Origin of the sequence: Prauserella sediminis (genome assembly GCF_014195435.1) — a bacterium.
Lineage (GTDB): Bacteria > Actinomycetota > Actinomycetes > Mycobacteriales > Pseudonocardiaceae > Prauserella > Prauserella salsuginis.
The window spans coordinates 1104417-1125243 of record NZ_JACIBS010000001.1; the positions used below are offsets into that span (position 1 = coordinate 1104417).

General features: G+C 70.7%; 17 protein-coding genes. 4 read left to right on the forward strand and 13 right to left on the reverse strand.

Going from position 1 to position 20827, the window contains the following annotated elements:
• Positions 1-19 precede the first annotated feature (19 nt).
• The 3 genes from FB384_RS04850 to guaA all read right to left on the reverse strand — a co-directional run bounded on the left by FB384_RS04850 (position 20) and on the right by guaA (position 4514).
• Complete coding sequence (locus FB384_RS04850) at positions 20-1654, reverse strand: FAD-dependent monooxygenase (RefSeq protein ID WP_228725963.1); 1635 nt, start codon at positions 1652-1654, stop codon at positions 20-22.
• Between the two features lie 471 nt (positions 1655-2125).
• The gene (locus FB384_RS04855) at positions 2126-2905 is read right to left on the reverse strand and encodes an E3 ubiquitin ligase family protein (RefSeq protein WP_183779513.1); all 780 of its coding nucleotides are present in this window, start codon (positions 2903-2905) and stop codon (positions 2126-2128) included.
• A 28-nt stretch (positions 2906-2933) separates the two neighbouring features.
• Complete coding sequence (guaA, locus tag FB384_RS04860) at positions 2934-4514, reverse strand: glutamine-hydrolyzing GMP synthase (protein WP_323985121.1); 1581 nt, start codon at positions 4512-4514, stop codon at positions 2934-2936.
• 143 nt (positions 4515-4657) lie between these two features.
• On the opposite strand from guaA, the gene FB384_RS04865 reads away from it, so the two are divergent.
• Positions 4658-5971, forward strand: a complete 1314-nt coding sequence (locus FB384_RS04865; RefSeq protein ID WP_183779518.1) for an aldehyde dehydrogenase family protein — start codon at positions 4658-4660, stop codon at positions 5969-5971.
• Positions 5972-6142: 171 nt separating this feature from the next.
• Here the strand turns inward: FB384_RS04865 and FB384_RS04870 are convergent, their stop codons facing one another.
• From FB384_RS04870 to guaB, 3 genes are all read right to left on the reverse strand, one after another.
• Complete coding sequence (locus FB384_RS04870; RefSeq protein WP_183779520.1) at positions 6143-7912, reverse strand: GMC oxidoreductase; 1770 nt, start codon at positions 7910-7912, stop codon at positions 6143-6145.
• Positions 7913-8293: 381 nt separating this feature from the next.
• Positions 8294-9451: a GuaB3 family IMP dehydrogenase-related protein gene (locus FB384_RS04875; protein ID WP_183779522.1), complete on the reverse strand. Its 1158-nt coding sequence runs from the start codon at positions 9449-9451 to the stop codon at positions 8294-8296.
• Positions 9452-9556: 105 nt separating this feature from the next.
• Positions 9557-11041, reverse strand: coding sequence for an IMP dehydrogenase (gene guaB, locus FB384_RS04880; RefSeq protein ID WP_228726194.1), 1485 nt, complete (start codon positions 11039-11041; stop codon positions 9557-9559).
• 175 nt (positions 11042-11216) lie between these two features.
• On the opposite strand from guaB, the gene FB384_RS04885 reads away from it, so the two are divergent.
• Positions 11217-11612 (forward strand): DUF5319 domain-containing protein, encoded by a 396-nt coding sequence (locus FB384_RS04885; protein ID WP_183779526.1) that lies wholly within the window; start codon positions 11217-11219, stop codon positions 11610-11612.
• Between the two features lie 465 nt (positions 11613-12077).
• Here the strand turns inward: FB384_RS04885 and FB384_RS27260 are convergent, their stop codons facing one another.
• From FB384_RS27260 to FB384_RS04905, 4 genes are all read right to left on the reverse strand, one after another.
• Positions 12078-13550, reverse strand: coding sequence for an anti-sigma-D factor RsdA (locus tag FB384_RS27260; protein WP_323985122.1), 1473 nt, complete (start codon positions 13548-13550; stop codon positions 12078-12080).
• Positions 13551-14123, reverse strand: coding sequence for a sigma-70 family RNA polymerase sigma factor (locus tag FB384_RS04895; RefSeq protein WP_183779528.1), 573 nt, complete (start codon positions 14121-14123; stop codon positions 13551-13553). It lies immediately after the preceding gene.
• Between the two features lie 393 nt (positions 14124-14516).
• On the reverse strand, positions 14517-15113 hold the full coding sequence (locus FB384_RS04900) for a response regulator transcription factor (RefSeq protein ID WP_030532824.1): 597 nt from the start codon (positions 15111-15113) through the stop codon (positions 14517-14519).
• A 129-nt stretch (positions 15114-15242) separates the two neighbouring features.
• On the reverse strand, positions 15243-16289 hold the full coding sequence (locus FB384_RS04905; protein ID WP_323985123.1) for a serine/threonine-protein kinase: 1047 nt from the start codon (positions 16287-16289) through the stop codon (positions 15243-15245).
• A gap of 249 nt (positions 16290-16538) precedes the next feature.
• Here FB384_RS04905 and FB384_RS04910 point away from each other — a divergent pair, with 249 nt between their 5' ends.
• A complete protein-coding gene (locus FB384_RS04910; RefSeq protein ID WP_183779530.1) occupies positions 16539-16838 on the forward strand; it encodes a WhiB family transcriptional regulator in 300 nt (99 codons plus the stop codon).
• 92 nt (positions 16839-16930) lie between these two features.
• Here the strand turns inward: FB384_RS04910 and FB384_RS04915 are convergent, their stop codons facing one another.
• A complete protein-coding gene (locus FB384_RS04915; protein ID WP_183779532.1) occupies positions 16931-17548 on the reverse strand; it encodes a TetR/AcrR family transcriptional regulator in 618 nt (205 codons plus the stop codon).
• Positions 17549-17644: 96 nt separating this feature from the next.
• On the opposite strand from FB384_RS04915, the gene FB384_RS04920 reads away from it, so the two are divergent.
• Positions 17645-18382: an SDR family NAD(P)-dependent oxidoreductase gene (locus FB384_RS04920; protein WP_183779534.1), complete on the forward strand. Its 738-nt coding sequence runs from the start codon at positions 17645-17647 to the stop codon at positions 18380-18382.
• A 330-nt stretch (positions 18383-18712) separates the two neighbouring features.
• Here the strand turns inward: FB384_RS04920 and groL are convergent, their stop codons facing one another.
• Together groL and groES are read right to left on the reverse strand one after the other, a co-directional pair.
• Positions 18713-20332, reverse strand: a complete 1620-nt coding sequence (gene groL, locus FB384_RS04925) for a chaperonin GroEL (RefSeq protein ID WP_183779536.1) — start codon at positions 20330-20332, stop codon at positions 18713-18715.
• An 81-nt stretch (positions 20333-20413) separates the two neighbouring features.
• On the reverse strand, positions 20414-20707 hold the full coding sequence (gene groES, locus FB384_RS04930; protein WP_030532828.1) for a co-chaperone GroES: 294 nt from the start codon (positions 20705-20707) through the stop codon (positions 20414-20416).
• Positions 20708-20827: the final 120 nt, after the last annotated feature.

Below are 20827 nucleotides of genomic sequence, written 5' to 3' on the forward strand. Positions count from 1 at the left end.
CCCGTCCGGCGCGGAGCGCTCACGCGGCGGCGCCGAACCAGCGCGTGAGCCGCTCCCGCAGGGCGGCGGGACTGCCGCCCGCCCACACGATGTGCCCGTCCGGGCGCAACAGCACCGCAGGCGGAACGCCACACGCATCGCCGGCGGCGGCGTCGCCGTCGGCTGCTGTGTCGGCAGCGGCTCCGTCTGCTGCGGCATCTCGGAGCACGGCATCTCGGAGCACGGTGTCGCCTGCCCGATCGCGTCCGGCGGCGCCCACCCCGGCGGGCTCGGCTCCCCCGGGCTCGACTCCTGGCACACCCGCTCCTGCCGCCCCCGCTCCTGCCGCATCGACCGCGGCGAGCTCGGCGACGTGGTCGACCCGGTCGGCCCACCCTTCGATCGACAACTCTCCCCGCGGGTCGAGCAGCAGTCCCCGCCCCGCGCGGGTGCGCTCGTAGAGCCTGGCGCCGGCCAACGGCACGTCCCGCATCCGCAGGCCCAGCAGGTCGGCGCGTTCCCCGTCGCCCGCGTCGCCGACGTCGTAGCGCACCGCGGTGGCGACGATCTTCTCGGTCAACCGCCGGTTCACCTCGTCGATCTCAATCAACTCAGCGACGAGCCTGCGCACCGCCTGCGACCGCGCGTCGGTCGCCATCAACACCGTCTGGGCTCGCGTGTTGTCGAGCACGTCGGCTGCCACCGGGCGCCGCTCCGACTCGTAGCTGTCGAGCAACCCCTCCGGCGCCCACCCCGCCACCTCGGCGGCGAGTTTCCAGCCGAGGTTGAACGCGTCCTGGATGCCGAGGTTGAGCCCCTGCCCGCCGAGTGGCGGGTGGACGTGCGCCGCGTCGCCCGCCAGCAGGACACGGCCGACGCGGTAGCGCTCCGCGAGCCGCGTGGCGTCGCCGAACCGCGACAGCCACCGCGGTGAATGCACCCCGAAGTCGGTACCCGCGACGGCGACGAGGCGGCTGGCGAGCTCGTCGAGAGTCGGCGGTGTGCGACCGGCTGAGACACCGGCCGCGGGCACGGTGACGCGGTGGACGCCGTCGCCGATCGGGCCGATTCCGAACCGCAGCTGTGTCCCGCGCACCTCGGTCACCACGGCCGCCAGCTCCTCGGGCGGGGCCGTCACTTCGACCTCCCCCAGCAGGTTCTCCGTCCGCGTCGGTTCACCGGGGAAGCCGACGCCGAGCAGTTTCCGCACGGTGCTGCGGCCCCCGTCGCAGCCGACGGCGTAGCGGCCGCGCTCGGTCGTCCCGTCGGTCAGCTCCACCGTCACGCCGCCCGCATCCTGCGCGAGGCCGGTCACCTCGTGGCCGCGGCGGATCTCCGCACCCGCCGCTGCGGCGTGCCGTTCGAGCAGCAGGTCGACGACGGGTTGCGGCACTCCGAGGATGTAGGGATGCGTCGTGTCGATGTCGGGCACCGGCCCGGGGATCGCCGCGAACTGACCACCCAGCGGACTCCGCCTGCCACGCTCGAGCAACGGCTCCAGGAGCCCGCGCTGATCCAGCACCTCGATGCTGCGCACATGGAGCCCGAGCGATCGCACCACCGGCGACGGCTCCGGGTCCCGTTCCAACACCAGCACCGACACCTCGTGCAGGCGCAGTTCGGCGGCCAGCATCGCCGCGGTCGGCCCACCGCCGACGACGATCACGTCGTACATGGAAGTCCCCCTGAACAATTGCCGGAAATCGGATTCCCGGCCGGATTCGACGAGACGCAAGTCTGCGCCGCACACCGGGGATTGCCGCAAGCCCAGGGATGCGCTATACCGTGAACATGGCGGGAAACCCGCCTTTCTCGGCTCTCCCGCTTCCCGCCGCCGCCGGACGCCGGCCCTGCATGCCGCCGATTTCCGGCCACCATCGGGTTTCCAGCCGCACCGGTTCCAGCCGCACCGGTTCCGGCGGCGTCGGTGCCGACTGCCCCGGTTCTCCGCGGCACTGATTCCGGCGGTCCTGGACCCGGCTACATCGATTCCGGCTACCCCGGTTCTCGACTACTACCCCGGTTCCCGGCTACACCGCCGCCGAACCACAGGACCCGAAGGGCCCGCCAACGCGAAAAACGCCGTGGCCGGCCGGAAACATCTCCGACCTGCCACGGCGTGAACGGATCGCCGACTCGGCGGTTCCTAGGTGACGATCTGCGCGACGATCAACCCGATGCCGATGACGACACCGGCGACCGTGCCGAGCGCCAGCAGCTTGTGCTGCGTCTCGCGGGACTTGCGCAGTTCGCCCTCGGATCGGGTCGAGACGATGAAGTGCCCGCCGTCGGACGGCTTGCCGATGACCAGCGGGCCGATCTTGTCGTGCACCTCACCGAGGACGTACAAGCGGCGCCCCGGGCGGACGATCCACTCCTTGTACTTGTAGCCGATCGTCCGGTTGCCGCCGCCGAAACTGGGCAACCGGATGCCGAACAGTTCGAAGCTGTCGCGGCCGCCGTCGGCCGGTTCGAACCGGTCGACGACCTGTTCGGGGCTGTCGGGGCGTTCGCCGCTCGGGTCGACACCGATGGTGCGGCCCGCCTCGTCGATCACGGCGAAGCCCGCGTTGGACGAGTGGTCGGTCATCTTCTCGGTACGCCTGCGCGTGCGGCGGTCACCGTCGCGGTATTCGACGTGCTCGTACTCGCGCTCGACGGTGTAGCGATACCAGACGCATTCCTGCTTCGACAGTTCCGCCGTCAGCACACCCTCCGGCCGCGGATGCGCCGCACCGACGACCTCGGCGACCTTGCGGAACGACCCCTTCGCACCGAGCTCGTCGGAGACCTTGCGTTCCGCTTCGAGGTCCGGGATCGACAGCGTCTCCGTGCCGATCATCGCGTGCAGCTCGCGTTTGGTGTGCTGCATGAAGAAGAAGGCGGCGACACCCGCCACGATCAGAATCGCGCCTGCGATCCACACGTCCGCTACCCCCGGTTCGTTTCGCGCGTCATTCCCATTCGATCGTGCCCGGCGGCTTGCTCGTCACGTCCAGCACGACCCTGTTGACCTCGGCGACCTCGTTGGTGATGCGCGTCGAGATGCGCTCGAGCACGTCGTAGGGTAGCCGAGTCCAATCGGCTGTCATGGCGTCTTCGCTGGAAACGGGACGCAGCACGACGGGGTGGCCGTAGGTGCGGCCGTCGCCCTGTACGCCGACGCTGCGCACGTCGGCCAGCAGCACCACGGGGCACTGCCAGATGTCGCGGTCCAGTCCGGCGGCCGACAGTTCTTCGCGCGCGATGGCGTCGGCGGCACGCAGCGTGTCCAGCCGGTCGCCGGTGACCTCGCCGATGATGCGGATCCCCAGTCCCGGCCCGGGGAACGGCTGGCGCTGCACGATCGTCTCCGGCAGGCCGAGTTCGAGGCCGACGCGGCGCACCTCGTCCTTGAACAGCAGCCGCAGCGGTTCGACGAGCGTGAACTGCAGGTCCTCGGGCAGGCCGCCGACGTTGTGGTGGCTCTTGATGTTCGACGCACCGGTGCCGCCGCCGGATTCGACGACGTCCGGATACAGCGTGCCCTGGACGAGGTACTCGGCGTCGCCCTTCTCCTTCAGGTCACGCGCGGCACGTTCGAAGACGCGGATGAACTCGCGCCCGATGATCTTGCGCTTCTCCTCCGGGTCGCTGACTCCGGCGAGCGCGGTGAGGAACTGGTCACGCGCGTCGACGGTCACGAGGTTGACGCCCGTCGCGGCGACGAAGTCGCGTTCCACCTGCGTGCGTTCGCCCGACCGCAGCAGGCCGTGGTCGACGAACACACACGTGAGCCGGTCCCCGATCGCGCGCTGCACGAGCGCGCCCGCGACGGCCGAGTCGACACCGCCGGACAGGGCGCAGATCGCGTGCCCGTCGTCACCGATCTCGGCCCGGATCCGCGCAACCTGGTCATCCACAATGGACGATGTGGTCCACTGTGGACGAATGCGGGCGATCTCGTGCAGGAACCGACGCAGCACCTCCTGGCCGTGCGGCGAATGCGCCACCTCCGGGTGGTACTGCACCCCCGCGAAGCCGCGGCCGACGTTCTCGAACCCGGCCACCGGCGCACCCTCGCTGCTGGCCGTGACCTCGAAGCCCTCGGGCGCCTTCGTCACACAGTCACCGTGACTCATCCACACCGGATGCCGCGTAGGCAGTTCCTCGTGCAGCCGCCCACCGGAGACGTCGACCTCGGTGCGGCCGAACTCGCGCGTGCCCGTGTGCTCGACCGTGCCGCCCAGCGCCTGCGCCATCACCTGGAAGCCGTAGCAGATGCCGAACACCGGCACGCCCGCGTCGAACAGCGCCGGATCGATACTCGGCGCATCGCCGGCGTACACGCTCGACGGGCCGCCGGACAGGATGATCGCCGACGGATTGCGGTCGAGCATCTCCGCCGCTGTCGCCGTGTGCGGCACGACCTCCGAGTACACCTGCGCCTCCCGCACCCGGCGTGCGATGAGCTGGGCGTACTGCGCCCCGTAGTCCACGACGAGGACCGGGCCCTCGGTGGCGGCGGCCGGACCGGCGGACGTGTTCTCGGGCACGAGCAGGACCTCCTCGCTGCGACATTCGGCTGGCTTCCATCGTCGCAGGTGAGCCGACGACCGTTGCCGCCAGGTGGGCAGCTTCGCCCGGGTGGCACGGCGGGCGTTCGGCGTGGGTGAGCGGGCACACATAGGGTGCGGCCATGAACACAGCAGGCTCGCCGGATTTCGACTTCGATCCCGATGCCGACGACCACGACGAGGCGTACACCCCTCGTCCGCGCGAGGCCTGGATCGCCGGGCGCGCGGAGCAAAGCCCGGACACGACACCCGTCACGCACCCCGCCGACGACACCGAGGTGGCCACCGTCGCCACGCCCTCGCCGGAGCAGATCGCACGCGCCGTCGCCGCGGCGGTGCAACTCGGCCGCATCGACGACGAGGAGCTGCGCACGGGTGCACTGCAGATCGCCGCGGGTGAACTCGAAGCCCGCCACGAAGAGCTGTCGGAACTGATCACCGCGGAGAGCGGCATTCCGCTGCGCTGGGCACAGCAGGAGGTGCACGACGCCGTCGCGGTGCTGCAGTACGCGGCGCGGCATCCGCTGCCCCGCGACGGCAGGGTGAGCAGCAACGGCGGGGTGACGACATTGATCCGCGAGATTCCGCGCGGACCGGTGCTCGGCGTCGTGTCACCGGAGGCGCCGTTGCGCAGCGCGGCCCACGCCGTGGCGGCCGCGTTCGCGGTCGGCTCACCGGTGGTCGTCGCGGCGGGCACGGCGACGCCGCTGTCGGCATTGGCACTCGGCGAGGCGCTGGGCGAGGTCGGCATGCCGGAGGGGGCATTCTCGATCCTCCCCGGCGCCGAGCCGGCGGACGGCGACCTGGTCCGGTTGGAGACAGCCGCTCCGTCGCGGGGCGCGGCCGTGGTCGTGACCGACCTCGCCGGCACCGCCGACCATGCCGAGATCGCCGAGCGCATCGCCGTCGCCGCCACCCGACAGGGCGGGATGCGACCGGAGGCGGTGCGACGGGCCGTCGTGTCCTCGGCGGTCGCCGACGCACTGCTGCCCGCGCTGACGTCGGCCGTCGAAGCCCAGCCCACCGGCAACGCCTACGACACGTCCGTCTCGGTGAGCCCGCTGCCCGCCGACGTGACCGAGCAGACCGCAGCATGGCTGACCGACACCGTGGCCGCAGGCGCGACCGTGCTGGCGGGCGGCACCTCGGGAGAACCGACGCTGGTCACCGGTACCGAGAACGAACCGGCGGGCGGGCCGGTGTTGGCCGTGACGGTCGCCGACGAGCCCGAGGAGGCACTCGCCGCGGTCTCCGCACCGGGAGCGGCCGCACCGGCGGTGGGACTGTTCACCGGCGACACCGCACTCGCGATGCGTGCGCAGGCCCAGCTGGACGCCGCACGCGTGGTCGTCGGCGACGTTCCCGACTACGACCCGGCCACGGTCCGCATCACCATGCACGCGATCACCACGCCCCAGCTGACGACCCTGACCTGACGCCACCCCGCGTGTCCGTGTTGCGGATCCCGGGCCCGTGTTGCGCTCCCCGGGCCCCCGAGGGCGCAGCACGGGCCCCCGGAGGGCGCAACACGGCGTCACAGGTGCAGGACACGCGTGCCTGGGTGCAGGACACGCGTGCCTGGGTGCAGGACACGCGGCCGGCGGGGGCTACGCCGGGGTGATCGGGAGGCGGAGGGCACCGGGGGCTTCGGCGGGAACGGCCGGGCGACGAGGAGCGACCGGGTCGATCCGGCGGTACGGCTCGCCCTGCGGCGGGCGCGGATCCGCCTCGCCGGCGTTCGGCCAGAACGAGAACGCCCGCTCCGCCTGTGCCGTGATCGTCAGCGACGGGTTCACGCCCAGGTTGGCCGTGATCGCCGAGCCGTCCACGACGTGCAGGTTCGGATAGCCGAAAACCCGGTGGTACGGGTCGATGACGCCCTCCTCGGCGTTCGTGCCGATCGGGGCACCGCCGATGAAGTGGGCGGTCAGCGGGATGTCGAAGATCTCGCCCCACGTGCCGCCCGCGACACCGTCGATGTGTTCCGCCGTGCGCTGCGTGGCCTCGTACCCGGCCGGGATGAACGTCGGGTTCGGCCGGCCGTGCCCCTGCTTCGAGGTGTACCTGCGCCGCCCGAACAGACCCCGCTTGGTGAACGTCGTGATCGAGTTGTCGAGGCTCTGCATGACGAGCAGGATCACCGTCCGCTCGCTCCACTTGTAGCCGTTGAGCATCTTCATGCTCTTGAGCGGGTGCTTGATCATGTACTTGGCCAGCTGCTTCCACCGCGGCTCGGCGAGGCTGCCGTCGGTGGCGATCGTCTGCAGCAGGCTCATCGCGTTGCTGCCCTTGCCGTAGCGCACCGGCTCGACGTGGGTGTCCTCGTCGGGGTGGATCGACGACGTGATCGCGACGCCCCGGCTGTAGTCCCGCTCCGGATCGACGTCGGTGCGTGCGGCGCCGAGGATCGCCTCGGAGTTGGTGCGCGTCAGCTCGCCGAACCGGTTCGACAGCCGCGGCAACGTGCCGTTGTCGCGCATCGCGTGCAGCAGCTTCTGCGTACCCCACGTGCCCGCAGCCATGACGACGTGGCCCGCCGTGACGGTCGTGGTGAACTTCTTCGACGTCGTGCCCGTCTTGCGCAGGTCGACCTCGAACGCCCCTCCCCCGCCGGCTACGCCCTCATTGGCGGGGGTGCCCCCATTTCCACGGGGCCGCACGGCCGTGACCGTCGTCATCGGCACGACATGCGCCCCGCCCTGTTCGGCCAGGTACAGGTAGTTCTTGACCAGCGTGTTCTTGGCGCCCACGCGGCAGCCGGTCATGCAGGACCCGCATTCGGTGCAGCCCGTGCGCGCCGGGCCGGCACCGCCGAAGTACGGGTCGGCGACGTCCTCGCCCGGTTCGCCGAAGTACACGCCCACCGGTGTCGCGTGATACGTATCGGAGACGCCCAGATCCGCGGCCACCTTCTGCATGACCTCGTCGGACGGGGTGACCGTCGGGTTGACGTTCACGCCGAGCATGCGGCTGGCCTGGTCGTAGAACGGCGCGAGCTCGGACTCCCAGTCGGTGATGTGCGACCACTGCGGATCCCGGTAGAACGGCGCGAGCGGCCGGTACAGGGTGTTCGCGTACACCAGCGACCCACCGCCGACCCCCGACCCGGCGAGGATCATGCAGTCGCGCAGCAGGTGAACCCGCTGGATGCCGTAACACCCGAGCTGCGGAGCCCACAGGTAGTTGCGCAGATCCCACGACGTCTTGGCGAAATCCTCGTCGGTGAACCGCTTACCCGCTTCGATGACGCCGACGCGGTAGCCCTTCTCGGTCAGCCGCAGCGCCGCGACGCTGCCGCCGAACCCGGAGCCGACGACCAGTACGTCGTAGTCGAGGTCAGTCCTGCCATCCCCAGCGATGGTGTTACGCGAAGTCACACAAAAACTGTAACCAGCCGGGCAACTTCTGACCAGAGGTAAGTTACCGCCGGGTCAATTCGCATCGTCACATCGCGTGACGTTCCGCGAACACGATGCCGCCGACGCAACGAGAGTGCGCATGCCCCAAGGGCACAGTGGTCGCGCGTATCGGGGACAGCCGTGCGGAGCGTGACCGATGAGGCGGCGACGAGAGGCGGGGCACCACGAATCTCCCTCCGTTCCGACGCGACAGCACCGAGTCGGCGGTCCGGTAACGAGGGGAACATTCGGGGCTCCCGGCCGCCTCCCGTCTCCACCCAGACGGACGCGCTCCGCGCGGCAGTACTCGAGCTATGCCCCCAAGGTGCCCTTGGGGGCGCCGGCCGACCGGTGGCTCGCTCAGTGACGGACGGTCAGCCCGACGCGCTGGAACTCCTTGAGGTCGGAGTAGCCCGTCTTGGCCAGTGCCCGCCGGAGCGCGCCGAACAGGTTCACCGTGCCGCTCGGGTCCTGCGACGGCCCGTGCAGCAGCGTGCGCAGGTCCACCCCGGTGTGCTCGACGGAGCCGGCCGGGGCCACCCGCGACCGCGGCAGCGACGGGTGCGCCGCTGCCGACGTCCAGTACAGCCCGCGGCCCGGTGCCTCGCTCGCCGCGGCCAGTGGCGCACCGAGCATGACGGCGTCCGCTCCGCACGCGACGGCCTTGGCGATGTCGCCCGAGTGGCGGACCCCGCCGTCGGCGAGCACGTGGACGTAACGGCCGCCGGTCTCGTCCAGGTAGTCGCGGCGCGCGGCCGCGGCGTCGATCAACGCGGTGGCCATCGGGACGCCGATGCCGAGCACCTGATCCGTGCTGGTGATGCCGGGCGCAGCGCCGTGGCCGACGATGACGCCCGCCGCACCGGTGCGCATCAGGTGCATCGCCGTGCGGTAGTCGCTGACCCCACCCGCGACGACCGGCACGTCGAGGTCGGCGATGAAGTCCTTGAGGTTCAGCGGGTCGGTGTCACTCTCCCCGTTGTCCTCCCCCACGTGCTCGGCCGACACGATCGTGCCCTGCACGATGAGGATCTCCACGCCCGCGGACAGCAGGTGCGGAGTGAGCTCGGCGGCGTGCTGGGGGCTCACCCGCGCCGCCACGGTGACGCCCGAGTCCCGCACGGTGCGCACCGCTTCGGTGATCAGGTCGTGCCGGACGGGGGCGGAGTGCAGTTCCTGCAGCCGCTGCACCACCTCGGACGGGGCCGCACCGTCCTTCGCGGCCTCGGCGACCCTGGCGAGCGCGCTGTCGGCGTCGGCGTGCCGCGCCCACAAGCCCTCGGCGTTCAGCGCGGCGAGTCCGCCGAGCCTGCCGATCTCGATGGCCGTGTGCGGCGAGACCACCGCATCCGTGGGGTGCGTCACGAGCGGCAGGTCGAACCGGTAGGCGTCGATCTGCCAGCCGGTCGACACCACCTTCGACGACCGCGTCCGCCGCGACGGCACGATGTCGATGTCGTCGAAGTCGTACGACCGCCGGGCGGTCCGTCCCATGCCGATCTCGACCAGATCCCGCACGTGTAGTCCTCTCTCGCTTCCCGGATTCCGCCGCATCTGCGACGTTCCCCGCTGTCGGGCGGGAACGTGCGGATGCGGCGGCTCAGCCGTGGTTTCGTCGGCGCGTCAGCGCGTCGTGTAGTTCGGCGATTCCACGGTCATCGTCACATCGTGCGGGTGGCTCTCCTTGAGCCCGGCCGCGGTGATCCGCACCAGCTGCGCCCGCTGCATCGCAGGGATCGTCTGCGCTCCCGCATAGCCCATGCCGGATCGCAGCCCGCCCACGAGCTGGTGGACGACGCCGGACAACGGCCCGCGGAACGGGATGCGCCCTTCGATGCCCTCGGGCACCAGCTTGTCCTCGGACAGCACGTCGTCCTGGGCGTAGCGGTCCTTCGAGTACGACCGCGCACCGCCGCGCGAGCTCATCGCGCCGAGCGAACCCATGCCGCGGTAGGTCTTGAACTGTTTGCCGCCGACGAGCACGACCTCACCGGGCGCCTCGGCGGTGCCCGCGAGCAGGCTGCCCAGCATCACGGCCGACGCCCCGGACGCGATGGCCTTCGAGATGTCACCCGAGTACTGGATGCCGCCGTCGCCGATCACCGGCACGCCCGCGGGCCGGCACGCCTTGTCGGCCTCGTGGATCGCCGAGATCTGCGGCATGCCCACGCCGGCGACGACCCGGGTGGTGCAGATCGAGCCGGGGCCGACGCCGACCTTCACGCCGTCGACGCCCGCGTCGACGAGCGCCTGCGCACCCGCGCGCGTGGCGACGTTGCCGCCGACCACGTCGACCGCGTCGCCGAGCTCCTTCTTCAACGTCGCCACCGTGTCGACCACGCCCCTCGAGTGGCCGTGCGCGGTGTCCACGACGAGCACGTCGACGCCCGCGTCGGCGAGCGCCATCGCGCGCTGGTGCCCGTCGGCACCGACGCCGACCGCGGCGCCGACGATCAGCCGCCCGTCGTCGTCCTTGCTGGCGTCCGGGTACTGCTCGGTCTTGACGAAGTCCTTCACCGTGATCAGCCCGCGCAGCTTGCCCGCGCCGTCGACGATCGGCAGCTTCTCGATCTTGTGCTTACGCAGCAGGCCGAGCGCCGCCTCCGCGGTGACGCCGACCTGGGCGGTCACCAGCGGTGCGGGCGTCATGACCTCGCGCACCTGCTTGGAGTGGTCCAGCTCGAACCGCATGTCGCGGTTGGTGATGATGCCCACGAGCTGGCCGGACGCGTCGGTGACGGGCACACCGGAGATGCGGAACCGGGCGCACAGCGCGTCGACCTCGGCGAGCGTGTCGTCGGGCGAGCACGTCACCGGATCGGTCACCATGCCCGCCTCGGAGCGCTTGACGATCTCGACGGCCTGCGCCTGCTCGTCGATCGGCAGGTTGCGCTGCAGCACGCCCATACCGCCCTGGCGTGCCATCGCGATGGCCATCCGCGCCTCGGTGACGGTGTCCATCGCCGCCGACAGCAGCGGGATGCGCAGCGACACGTTGCGGGACACGCGGGTCGACGTGTCGACGAAGCTCGGCACGATGTCCGACTCGGCGGGCAACAACAGCACGTCGTCGAAGGTCAGCCCGAGAAGCGCGAACTTGTCCGCCATCACGGCGGCGTCATCGGCACCACCGGGCACGGCGGCACTGGAGTCGGAGTCGGTGAACTCGCTCGGCATAGGGCGGCGGACCTTCCTCGATGCATGGGGGATGCGGGTGGCTGCACGGGGCGAAACGCCTCGTAATCGATGGTAGCTGGACGGATGGGGGTACCTTCCCGGTACCGTGCAGCCCGTGCCGCACGACGTGTTGCCCCCAGACCCATTCGCCGACGACCCCGACGACCCGGCAAAGGAGATCGCCGAACTCGACGAGCAGTCCGGTGAGCCGATCTCCGAGGAGGAGCGCACCGAACTCCTCTCGGACCTCGCCGACCTGGCCGTTTACCAGGCACTTCTCGAGCCGCGCGGGGTGCGCGGAATCGTGGTGGACTGCGGTGAGTGCGACCTGCCGCACTACCACGACTGGCATCTGCTCCGCGCCAGTCTCGAGCAGCTGCTCGCCGACGGCCGCATGCGTCCCCACGAGCCGGCGTTCGATCCGGACCCCGCCGACTATGTGACGTGGGACTACTGCCGCGGCTTCGCCGACGGCATCACCACGACGGAGAGCGCCTACTGAGCCGCCGCTCCCGCCTGCCGACCGTCCACTGACCTGCGACGGGACGGCCACCGGGTGCGGCGCGACTCCGCGGTACGCCGCGACGGAGCGAGCCGGACCGGCCCGTACCCGGGTGCGCCCGCGACGCTTCTCACACCTGTTCGCGTGTAGCGAACACGAGTGGACGATCCCGGACACGTGCGGTCGGCGACTCGTACCTCTCGCGGTCGGCGGTGGTCCGGGGCACCGCGACCACATCATCGCGGCCGGATGGCTGCGGCCACATCACCGCGACCGGCCGACGGCGACCGGGTGCTCACTACCGGCCTCGAGCGCGGATGACCGCGGGCGCGGGTGGAACAGGGCACCGGCCGGAACGGCCACGATCGGGACGAACACGGCCGGAACACGAAAACGCCCCCGAGGTCACGTTGTGGACCTCGGGGGCGTTCCGGTGTCGCAGTCGTCTCAGTTGAAGCAGTCGTCTCAGTTGGAGCTGCCGGACAGGGCGGGCGACACGTATGACCCGCTGTCGCTGCCGCCCGACGAGCGATCCGGCTCGTCGCTCGTCTCCGTGGACGGAGGCGGAGTCTCCGAGCTCGGGGTGCTCGAGGTGGTGTCGTCCGGCTCACTGGTCGTCGAGTCGTCCGGGTCCGTCGGCGTGGTGTCGGTCGGGTCGTCCGGCCCGGGCTGCGGGTGGGACCCGGTCGGCGACGACGAGTCCGGCGACGAGGGGTCCCGCGAGGTCGAACTCGACGACGAACCGTCGGTCGACGATTCCGGCACAGGCCGTTCACCCTCGTCCGGGTGCCCCTGCAGCCGTTGCATCAGCTGCATGTGCCGCGCCTTGAGCTGCGCGGCCTCCTCGGTGGCGGTGACGTTCTTCAGGTCCTGCTCGGCCTGGGAAAGCGCGGAGCGGGCCTCGTCGTACCGGTCCGAAGCGAGCGCGAGCCGCGCATCGTCCATCGACGAGCGCACCGACGCGGCCGCCTCGACCGATCGGGCATGGTCGGTGTAGAGCACCTTGCTCAGGCCCCACAGGGTGTCGCCGGGCTGGGCGTCGCGTGCGGCGAGAGCCGTGCCCGTGAACCCGATGGCCAGCACCGCGGCGGCCGCCGCGACCGGCACCATGAACCGCCGCTTGTGGCCGCGGCCCGCGTGCCGCTTCGCCAGCGAGGCGGTCCTGATCTCCGTGGCGGCGGTGTCGGCGTCGATCAGCTCGGGGATGCGTTCACTGTCGATGTCCCTTCGCCACGCGAGCAGCAGTGCGCCCAGCTCGGCGTCGCCCATTTCGTCGGCGACCTTCGCGTCGGGCCCGCCGAGCGCGTCGAGCAGCGCGTCGTCGGCCTGCACAGCCGTCAGGTCCGCGGCGGCCGTGGCGAGTTCGGCACCGTCGGTGCCGTTCACCGGCTCCCCGGTCTCGGAGTCCCCTGCCTCGAAGTCCCCGGTGTCGGTGAGCTGGGTGTCGGCGGGCTCGGCCGCCCACGCGGGCGTGATGGTGACCACCCCGGCGAGGTCGTCACCGTCGGCGGCGTCGCCTGCCTCGGTGTCGCTTGCCTCGGTGTCGCTTGCCTCGGTGTCGCTTGCCTCGGTGTCGCTTGCCTCGGTGTCGCTTGCCTCGACGTCGGTCGTCTCGGTGTCGCCTGTCTCGGCGCCATCAGCCTCAGCGCCCTCGGCCTCGGCAGCGTCGGTTCCGGCTTCGGAGTGGTCTGCAGCGTCCTGGTCTGCAGCGTCCTGGTCTGCAGCGTCCTGGACCGTCGCGGCCTCGTCCGTCGCCGGGTCGGACGCCGTGTCGTCCGCGCCACCGGCGGTGTCGCCGGCCGCAGCGGTGTCACCGGCCGCGGCCGGGTCGGCAGCGGTGCCGGCGATGTTGGTCTCGGCGTACTCGACCGCTCCGGCGTCGGCGGCGTCGCGTTCCGGCTCGTCGGCCGAACCGGCAGGACCGGTGTGTTCCGTCACTCAGACCACCTCCTCAGCGGCCAGCACCTTGCGCAGCCGCGCGAGAGCACGGTGCTGAGCGACCCGGACCGCGCCGGGGGTCGAGCCCACGGCCTCCGCGGTCTCCTCCGCGGACAGTCCGACGACCACACGCAACACCACGATCTCGCGTTGTTTCTCCGGCAGGACCTGCAGCAGTTTCGTCATGCGCTCGTTCAGTTCACCCTGGATGGCGAACTGTTCGGGGCCGACGTCACGCTCCATCTCGTCCGGCACTTCGGCGACCGGCTCCGCCTTGTTGCGGTGGGCCGCGCGGTGTGCGTCGGCCACCTTGTGGGCGGCGATGCCGTAGACGAACGCCAGGAAGGGTCGTCCCTGGTCGCGGTAGGAGGGCAGAGCGGTAAGCACCGCGAGACACACCTCCTGAGCCACGTCGTCTGCCGAAGCGTACGAACGCTCCTGCCTGCCAACACGGGCGCGGCAGTACCGCACCACAAGGGGGCGGATCGAAGCGAGCAGTCGCTCGACCGCTTGTTGATCTCCCTCAACAGCGGCGGCGACCGACTCGTCCAGTCCATCCCCCACAGTGGCCATCGCAGACAACGATCCCGGTGTTACGTCTCGGTGTGCATGAAAAGCGGCGCGCGGGCTTAGCGGTCCCTCACGCCGGTGACGTGACCACAGTACCCGGCCACTCCTTGAGTTCCGCGTGAGTTCCCGGTGGTCGCTCGAGCAGGTGACATGGCCCACGAACGGGCTACCGCCGGGACGTCCTGCGTCTCACGCGAACACACTGCGTCCGTCGTGACGGGCGGCCGTGTGGGCGATGCAGCAGCGCTCACAGCATCGCCGTCGGCCACGGTACCGGCTACACGCACACGACGGGGCGTGGCATGTCGCCATGCCACGCCCCGTCGGCGTCGTCCCCGGGCAGCGGGTTACTGCGGCAGCAAGTGCCTGTGGTGCAGAGTCGGATCAGGCCACGCGTCAGGCCACGAGGCCACGACGGAAGCCGTGCGCGACGGCCTGCGCCCGGTCGCGCACGCCGAGCTTGCGGAACAGCCGGCGCGCGTGTGTCTTCACGGTGTCTTCGGACAGGTACAGCTCACGGCCGATCTGGCCGTTGCTCTTGCCCTGGGCCATGCCGCGCAGCACCTGCAGCTCGCGTTCGGTGAGCTGCACGCCCGGGTCGGCGGGCTGCCGCTGAGCAGGCACGGACGTGCTGGCGAGCGTGTGCGCAAGGGCGGCGACGAGCTCGGGGCGCGAGGCGTCCCAGCGCAGGTAGCCGCGGGCGCCGCCCGCGATGGCCGCTGCAATGCTGCCCGCGTCGTCCGGGGCGCCGAAGACGATCACGTTCGCCTGCGGGTTCGCCGACACGAGACGACGCGTGGCCTCCACTCCGGTGGGCACGGCGCGCTGCGTGCCCACGAGCACGACATCGACCGGCTGCCGGGAGTACCGGGCCAGCAACTCGTCACCGTGCGCTACGCAGTCGATACGGCTGACGCCAGGCACAGCGGACATCACGCGGGTGAGGCCTTCGCGGACACTGCGTCGGTCGTCGCAGATCAAGACCGTAGTCACGGGGGTTCCTTCCTGCAGCCGGGTGACGTACTACCCCCACTATCGGACGCTTTAGGCCGGACCTTGACACGATCTGGTGGCTTTTTTGAAATTTCTCTGACCCGGATGCCGGAACGGCAGGTCGCGGGCTCACACCGGGACCCACGGCGACTCCACCGCGAGTCTGCGCAGTTCGGGATCGACCCTCGGTAACAGTGCGTGTACCTCACGCGTGGCACGGCGGCGATGCTCGTCGGCGCCCGCCGGATCGGTCTCGGCGGCGAGCAGCCGGGCCGGCCACGACAACGACGCGAACCCGTGGGCGTCGATCACCGTGAGCGCCGAGGCCACCAGTTCCGCGGCCCGGGCCGGGTCGGACCCCGCCGCCAACAGTGCCGCGGCGAGCACGAGTTCCGTCTTGGCCCGATGCCGCACCGGTGTCGCGCGGGATCCGGAGCGGAGGAGGTGCAACGCGGCCTCGGCCGAGGCGACCGCCGTCGCCGGGTCGCCACCGGCGAGCGCCGCTTCGGCCCCGACCCACGCCGCGCGCACCCGTGAGCGCACGCTGCCGCCACCGTTCCCGAAGGCCGCGTCGAGTCCGGCCGTGACCTCTCCCACGAGACGGCGTGCCAGCGCGGGCCTGCCGAGCGCGAGCTGGTCGGCGGCCAGCCCGAGCAGGGCGTCGGCCCACGCGCCGGCGACGTCGACACCGTCCGCGTCGGCCGCGATCCCCACGGCGTCGGTCCCGGTCGCGGGGCCCTGTCCGGCCACGGCGTTCCGGCCCGCAGTATTCCGGCCCGCAGCGTCCCCGTCAGCGGCGTTCCGGTCCGCGGAGTCCGCGTCTACTCCCGCAACGGATTCCCCGGCCGCGGGCACGAGGGGCAGGCCCGCCACGGCGGCGAGTGCCGCACCGTCGGCGGGCAGGGCCGCGGCGTGCCCGCCGAGCTGACGGCGGTGCGAAGCGATCGTGCTCGCGGCGAGAGAGGCGATCACGACGTCCCGGCTGTGCCGCAGGCGGCGCAACAGCGTCGTCGCGGCGGCATACCGGCCGCGCGCGCCGAGCACGACAGCGGCCAGCCAGCACTCACGGTCGGTGCGAGCACCGGAAGCCGTACCGGCGATCCGATGATCCGGTGTGGCGGTCGACTCACCCGGGTCGCCAAACGCGATCCGGCGAAGGTGGTTCTCGAGAGTCACCGCCTCATCCTGCCGCCGAACACGCTCCGTGCCACAGGCCGGCCACGGGCCGCCGGGCGAACGAGGAACCCCGACGAAAAACCAACACTGTGTCTGCTATCACACCTGCGGGGGATGCCTAACGAATGAATCCTCTTGTCAATCACTTGAACAACTTTTGCCACACTTCTAACGTGCACCTCGTTGCACCGAATGGAGTAGTCGTAGCTGATCCGGTTACGTGGAACCGGATTCGACGAGGGGACACCGATGGCGGATATCCGCAGGCTTCCCGGCCCGAATGCCGATATCTGGGACTGGCAGCTCGAAGGATCGTGCCGGGGCATGGACAGCGGCTCATTCTTCCACCCCGACGGGGAGCGGGGCCCGGCAAGGGCGCGACGGGAGGCCAGAGCAAAGGCGGTGTGCCGAGCGTGTCCGGTGCTGGAGCTGTGCCGGGAGCACGCCCTCGCGGTCCACGAACCCTACGGCGTGTGGGGCGGTCTGTCGGAAAGCGAACGGGAGCACATCATCCGTAACGAACAACGCTCGCTGACCGTCGTAATGTGAACCTCTTTTCGGAGGGGGATGAAGAAAGGGGCGCCCGGCCGGGCGCCCCTTTCTTTTCGCCGAACTGTCTTTCTCGCAAACTATTCGCCAAACTATCTTTCCCGCGAGCGATCTCGCCGATCGGGCCAGGCGTTCATCGCGATGTCGACAATCGATCGCAACTCGTCCGCCGAACGGCCATCCCGCGCCAGATTCGACAGCCCGTTCCGGACGGTCTCGCAGAAGCCCACGAGCGCGTCGAGGTCGACATCGGCAGGAAGTTCACCCTCCGTGACCGCCCGCCGGAGGCGCGCGGCGATCCGCTCCCGGGTCGCACGCCGCTGCCCCGCGAGGAACTCCCGCACGGCGTCGTTGCCGGGGGCACAGTTCGTCGCCGCGTCCACGATCATGCACCCGCGAGGCAGCGCCGGATCGGTGTAGAGCCCGACGTTCGCCAGGAGCATCGCCTCGACGGCGCGCCATACGGCCGGTTCCCGGTCGAGCTCGTTCACCGCCTGCCAGCCGTAGTGGCGCACGTAGTGCTCCACGGCCTCCCGGAACAACGCCTCCTTGCCACCGAAAGCGGCATACAGGCTGGGTGATCCGATCCCCATCGCCGCGGTGAGGTCGGACACCGACGTGGCCTCGTAGCCGTACTCCCAGAACACGCGCATCGCGGTGTCGAGCGCGGCGTCCCGGTCGAACGCCCTCGGGCGACCTCGGGGTGACATAGCCCTCTTTCTGTATGGATCGACACAAAAAAGCTTGACCCAGTCATCCTACGCGCCCTATTTGTATATCGATCGACACAGAAATGGAGCTCGTGCATGACACTGGCAGGCAAGGTCGCACTCGTCAGCGGCGGCAGCAGGGGTATCGGTGCGGCGATCGCCACCAGGCTCGCCGCCGACGGTGCCGACGTGGCGTTCACCTACACCTCGGCGGAGCAGCAGGCAGGCGAGGTCGCAGCGCGGATCGAGTCGCACGGCCGGAAGGCGCTGGCGATCCGCGCCGACAGCACCGACGCCGACGCGGTGGCGGACTCGGTCCACCGCACGGCCGAGACTCTCGGCGGCGTGGACATCCTCGTCAACAACGCGGGCGTCTTCCCGACCGCGACGATCGACGAGCTCACCGTGGCGGAGATCGACCGGACTCTGGCGATCCACGTCCGCGCCGTGCTGGTGGCCACCCAAGCCGCAGCCCGGCACCTCCCCGACGGCGGCCGGGTGATCAACATCGGCAGCGGCCTCGCAAGCCGCGTGCCCGGTCCCGGACTCAGCCTCTACTCGGCGAGCAAGTCGGCACTCGACGGGCTCACCCGCGGCCTCGCCCGCGACCTGGGCCCGCGCGGTATCTCGGCCGTCGCGGTGCACCCGGGTTCGACGGACACCGACATGAACCCGGCGGGCGGCCCGCGTGCCGAGGCCCAGAAGGCCGGACGGGCACTCGCCGAGTACGCGACGCCCGGCGACGTCGCCGCGACCGTGGCGCATCTGGCCGGTGAGGGCGGACGGTTCATCACCGGCAGCGGCATCCTGATCGACGGCGGCGCCAACGCCTGAGCACGCGGTACGCCCGTGCCCACGCCCCCAGCGTCATCGAGGACAGCACCGGTTGCGGCCGGCACCATCACGGACAACGCCGCCGCGGACGGCGTCATGGTGCGGACGGCGTCATGGTGCAGCCGGTGCCGTTCGCGGACACGACGCTGGTGGTCACCGCCGTCGTAGATACGGCACCCGCGGGCGTGGGCGCGCCGACCTGCGCTGGCACGGCGCTCGCCGAGGCCCGCCCGCCGTGCGGACACCGCCGGAAACACAAGCGGGGCGGCACTCCGAGTTGGAGTGCCGCCCCGCCGGGGTGTGTCTACGCGAGACGTCGCCGAAGTGACGTCAGTGCGCGTGGCCGTGACCGTGGCCGGCGTCCTCGTCCTCGTCCTCCTCGGGCTTCTCGACCACGGAGCCCTCCGTGGTGAGCACGAGGCGGGTGATGGACGCGGCGTTGGCCACCGCGGAACGCGTCACCTTGACCGGGTCGACGACACCGGCCGCGAGCAGGTCCGTGAGCTCGCCGGTCGCGGCGTTGAGGCCCTGGCCCCACTCCTGCTCCTTGACCTTCGACACCAGCACCGCGGCCTCGTGGCCCGCGTTGCTGGCGATCCAGTACAGCGGAGCGGTGAGCGCCTCCCGGACGATCTTGACGCCCGTGGCCTCGTCGCCGGTGAGGCCGAGGTTGCCCTCGAGCTCCTTCGACGCGTGGGCCAGCGCGGAACCACCGCCGGGCACGATGCCCTCCTCGACGGCCGCCTTGGTGGAGGCCACGGCGTCCTCGATGCGGTGCTTGCGCTCGTTCAGCTCGGTCTCGGTGGCCGCACCGACCTTGATGACCGCGACGCCGCCGCCGAGCTTCGCGAGCCGCTCCTGGAGCTTCTCGCGGTCCCAGTCGGAGTCGGTCGCCTCGATCTCGCTGCGGATCTGGGAGACCCGGTCGGCGATGGCATCCTTGGAGCCCGCACCGTCGACGATGGTCGTCGCGTCCTTGGTGATCTCGATGCGACGGGCCTGGCCCAGCACGTCGATGCCCGACTCGGACAGCTTCATGCCGATCTCGCTCGAGATGACCGTGCCGCCGGTGACGACGGCCAGGTCGTCCAGGAACGCCTTGCGGCGGTCACCGAAGAACGGCGCCTTGACGGCCACGGCGCTGATCGTCTTGCGCAGCGAGTTGACGACGAGCGTGGACAGCGCCTCGCCCTCGACGTCCTCGGCGATGATCAGCAGCGGCTTCTTGGTCTCGGCGACCTTCTCCAGCAGCGGGAGCAGCTCGTTCAGCGACGAGATCTTCTCCCGGTGCAGCAGCACGTAGGCGTTCTCGAGGATCGCCCGCTGCTCCTCCGGGTTGGTCGCGAAGTGCGCCGACAGGAAGCCCTTGTCGAACTGCACGCCCTCGGTGATGTCGAGCTCGGTGGCCATCGTGGAGGACTCCTCCACGGTGATCACACCGTCCTCACCGATCTTCTCGACGGCCTCGCCGAGCAGGGCGCCGATGTTGGCGTCCCGCGACGTGACCGTGCCGACCTGGGCGATGTTGTCGCGGCCCTTGACCGGGGTGGCCTTGCTCTTCAGGAACTCGACCACGTGGTCCGCGGCCTTCTCCATCCCGGCGCCGAGCGCGGCCGGGTTCGCACCGGCGGCCACGTTGCGCAGGCCCACCTTGACCAGCGACTGTGCGAGCACGGTCGCCGTCGTGGTGCCGTCGCCCGCCACGTCGTTCGTCTTCGTGGCGACGCTCTTGGCCAGCTGGGCGCCGAGGTTCTCGAACGGTTCGTCGATCTCGATGTCACGGGCGACGGTCACGCCGTCGAGCGTGACCGTCGGGCCGCCGAACTGCTTGTCCAGGACGACGTGCCGGCCACGCGGGCCGAGCGTCACCTTGACGGCGTTGGCGAGCTTGTCGACCCCGCGCTCGAGCGCGCGACGAGAATCCTCGTCGAAATTGATCTGCTTAGGCATTGAGGAACCTCTCTCCGGGCACGCGAAACGCCCCGACCCCCGGCGTCAGCGGGGCCCGGGGCGTCAACGCATAGCGGGTCGTCAGTTGACGACGGCCAGCACGTCGCGGGCGGACAGGATCAAGTACTCCTCGCCGTTGTACGTGACTTCGGTGCCGCCGTACTTGGAGTAGATGACGACGTCGCCCTCGTTCACGTCCACCGGGACGCGGTTGCCCTTGTCGTCGACACGGCCCGGGCCGACGGCCAGAACCTTGCCCTCCTGGGGCTTCTCCTTGGCGGTGTCCGGGATGACGAGACCGGAAGCCGTCGTCTCCTCGGCCTCGCTCCTCTGGACAACGATCTTGTCCTCGAGCGGTTTGATGTTCACGCTCACCGGGTTGACCTCCACGGGTCTAAGAAAGCGTTGGCAGGTACCTATTGGGTACGGCGCCTACCACCCCGCCGTCGCGGGTGCCGGGGCGTGTGTGGTGCCGTTTCGATTAGCACTCTAGCC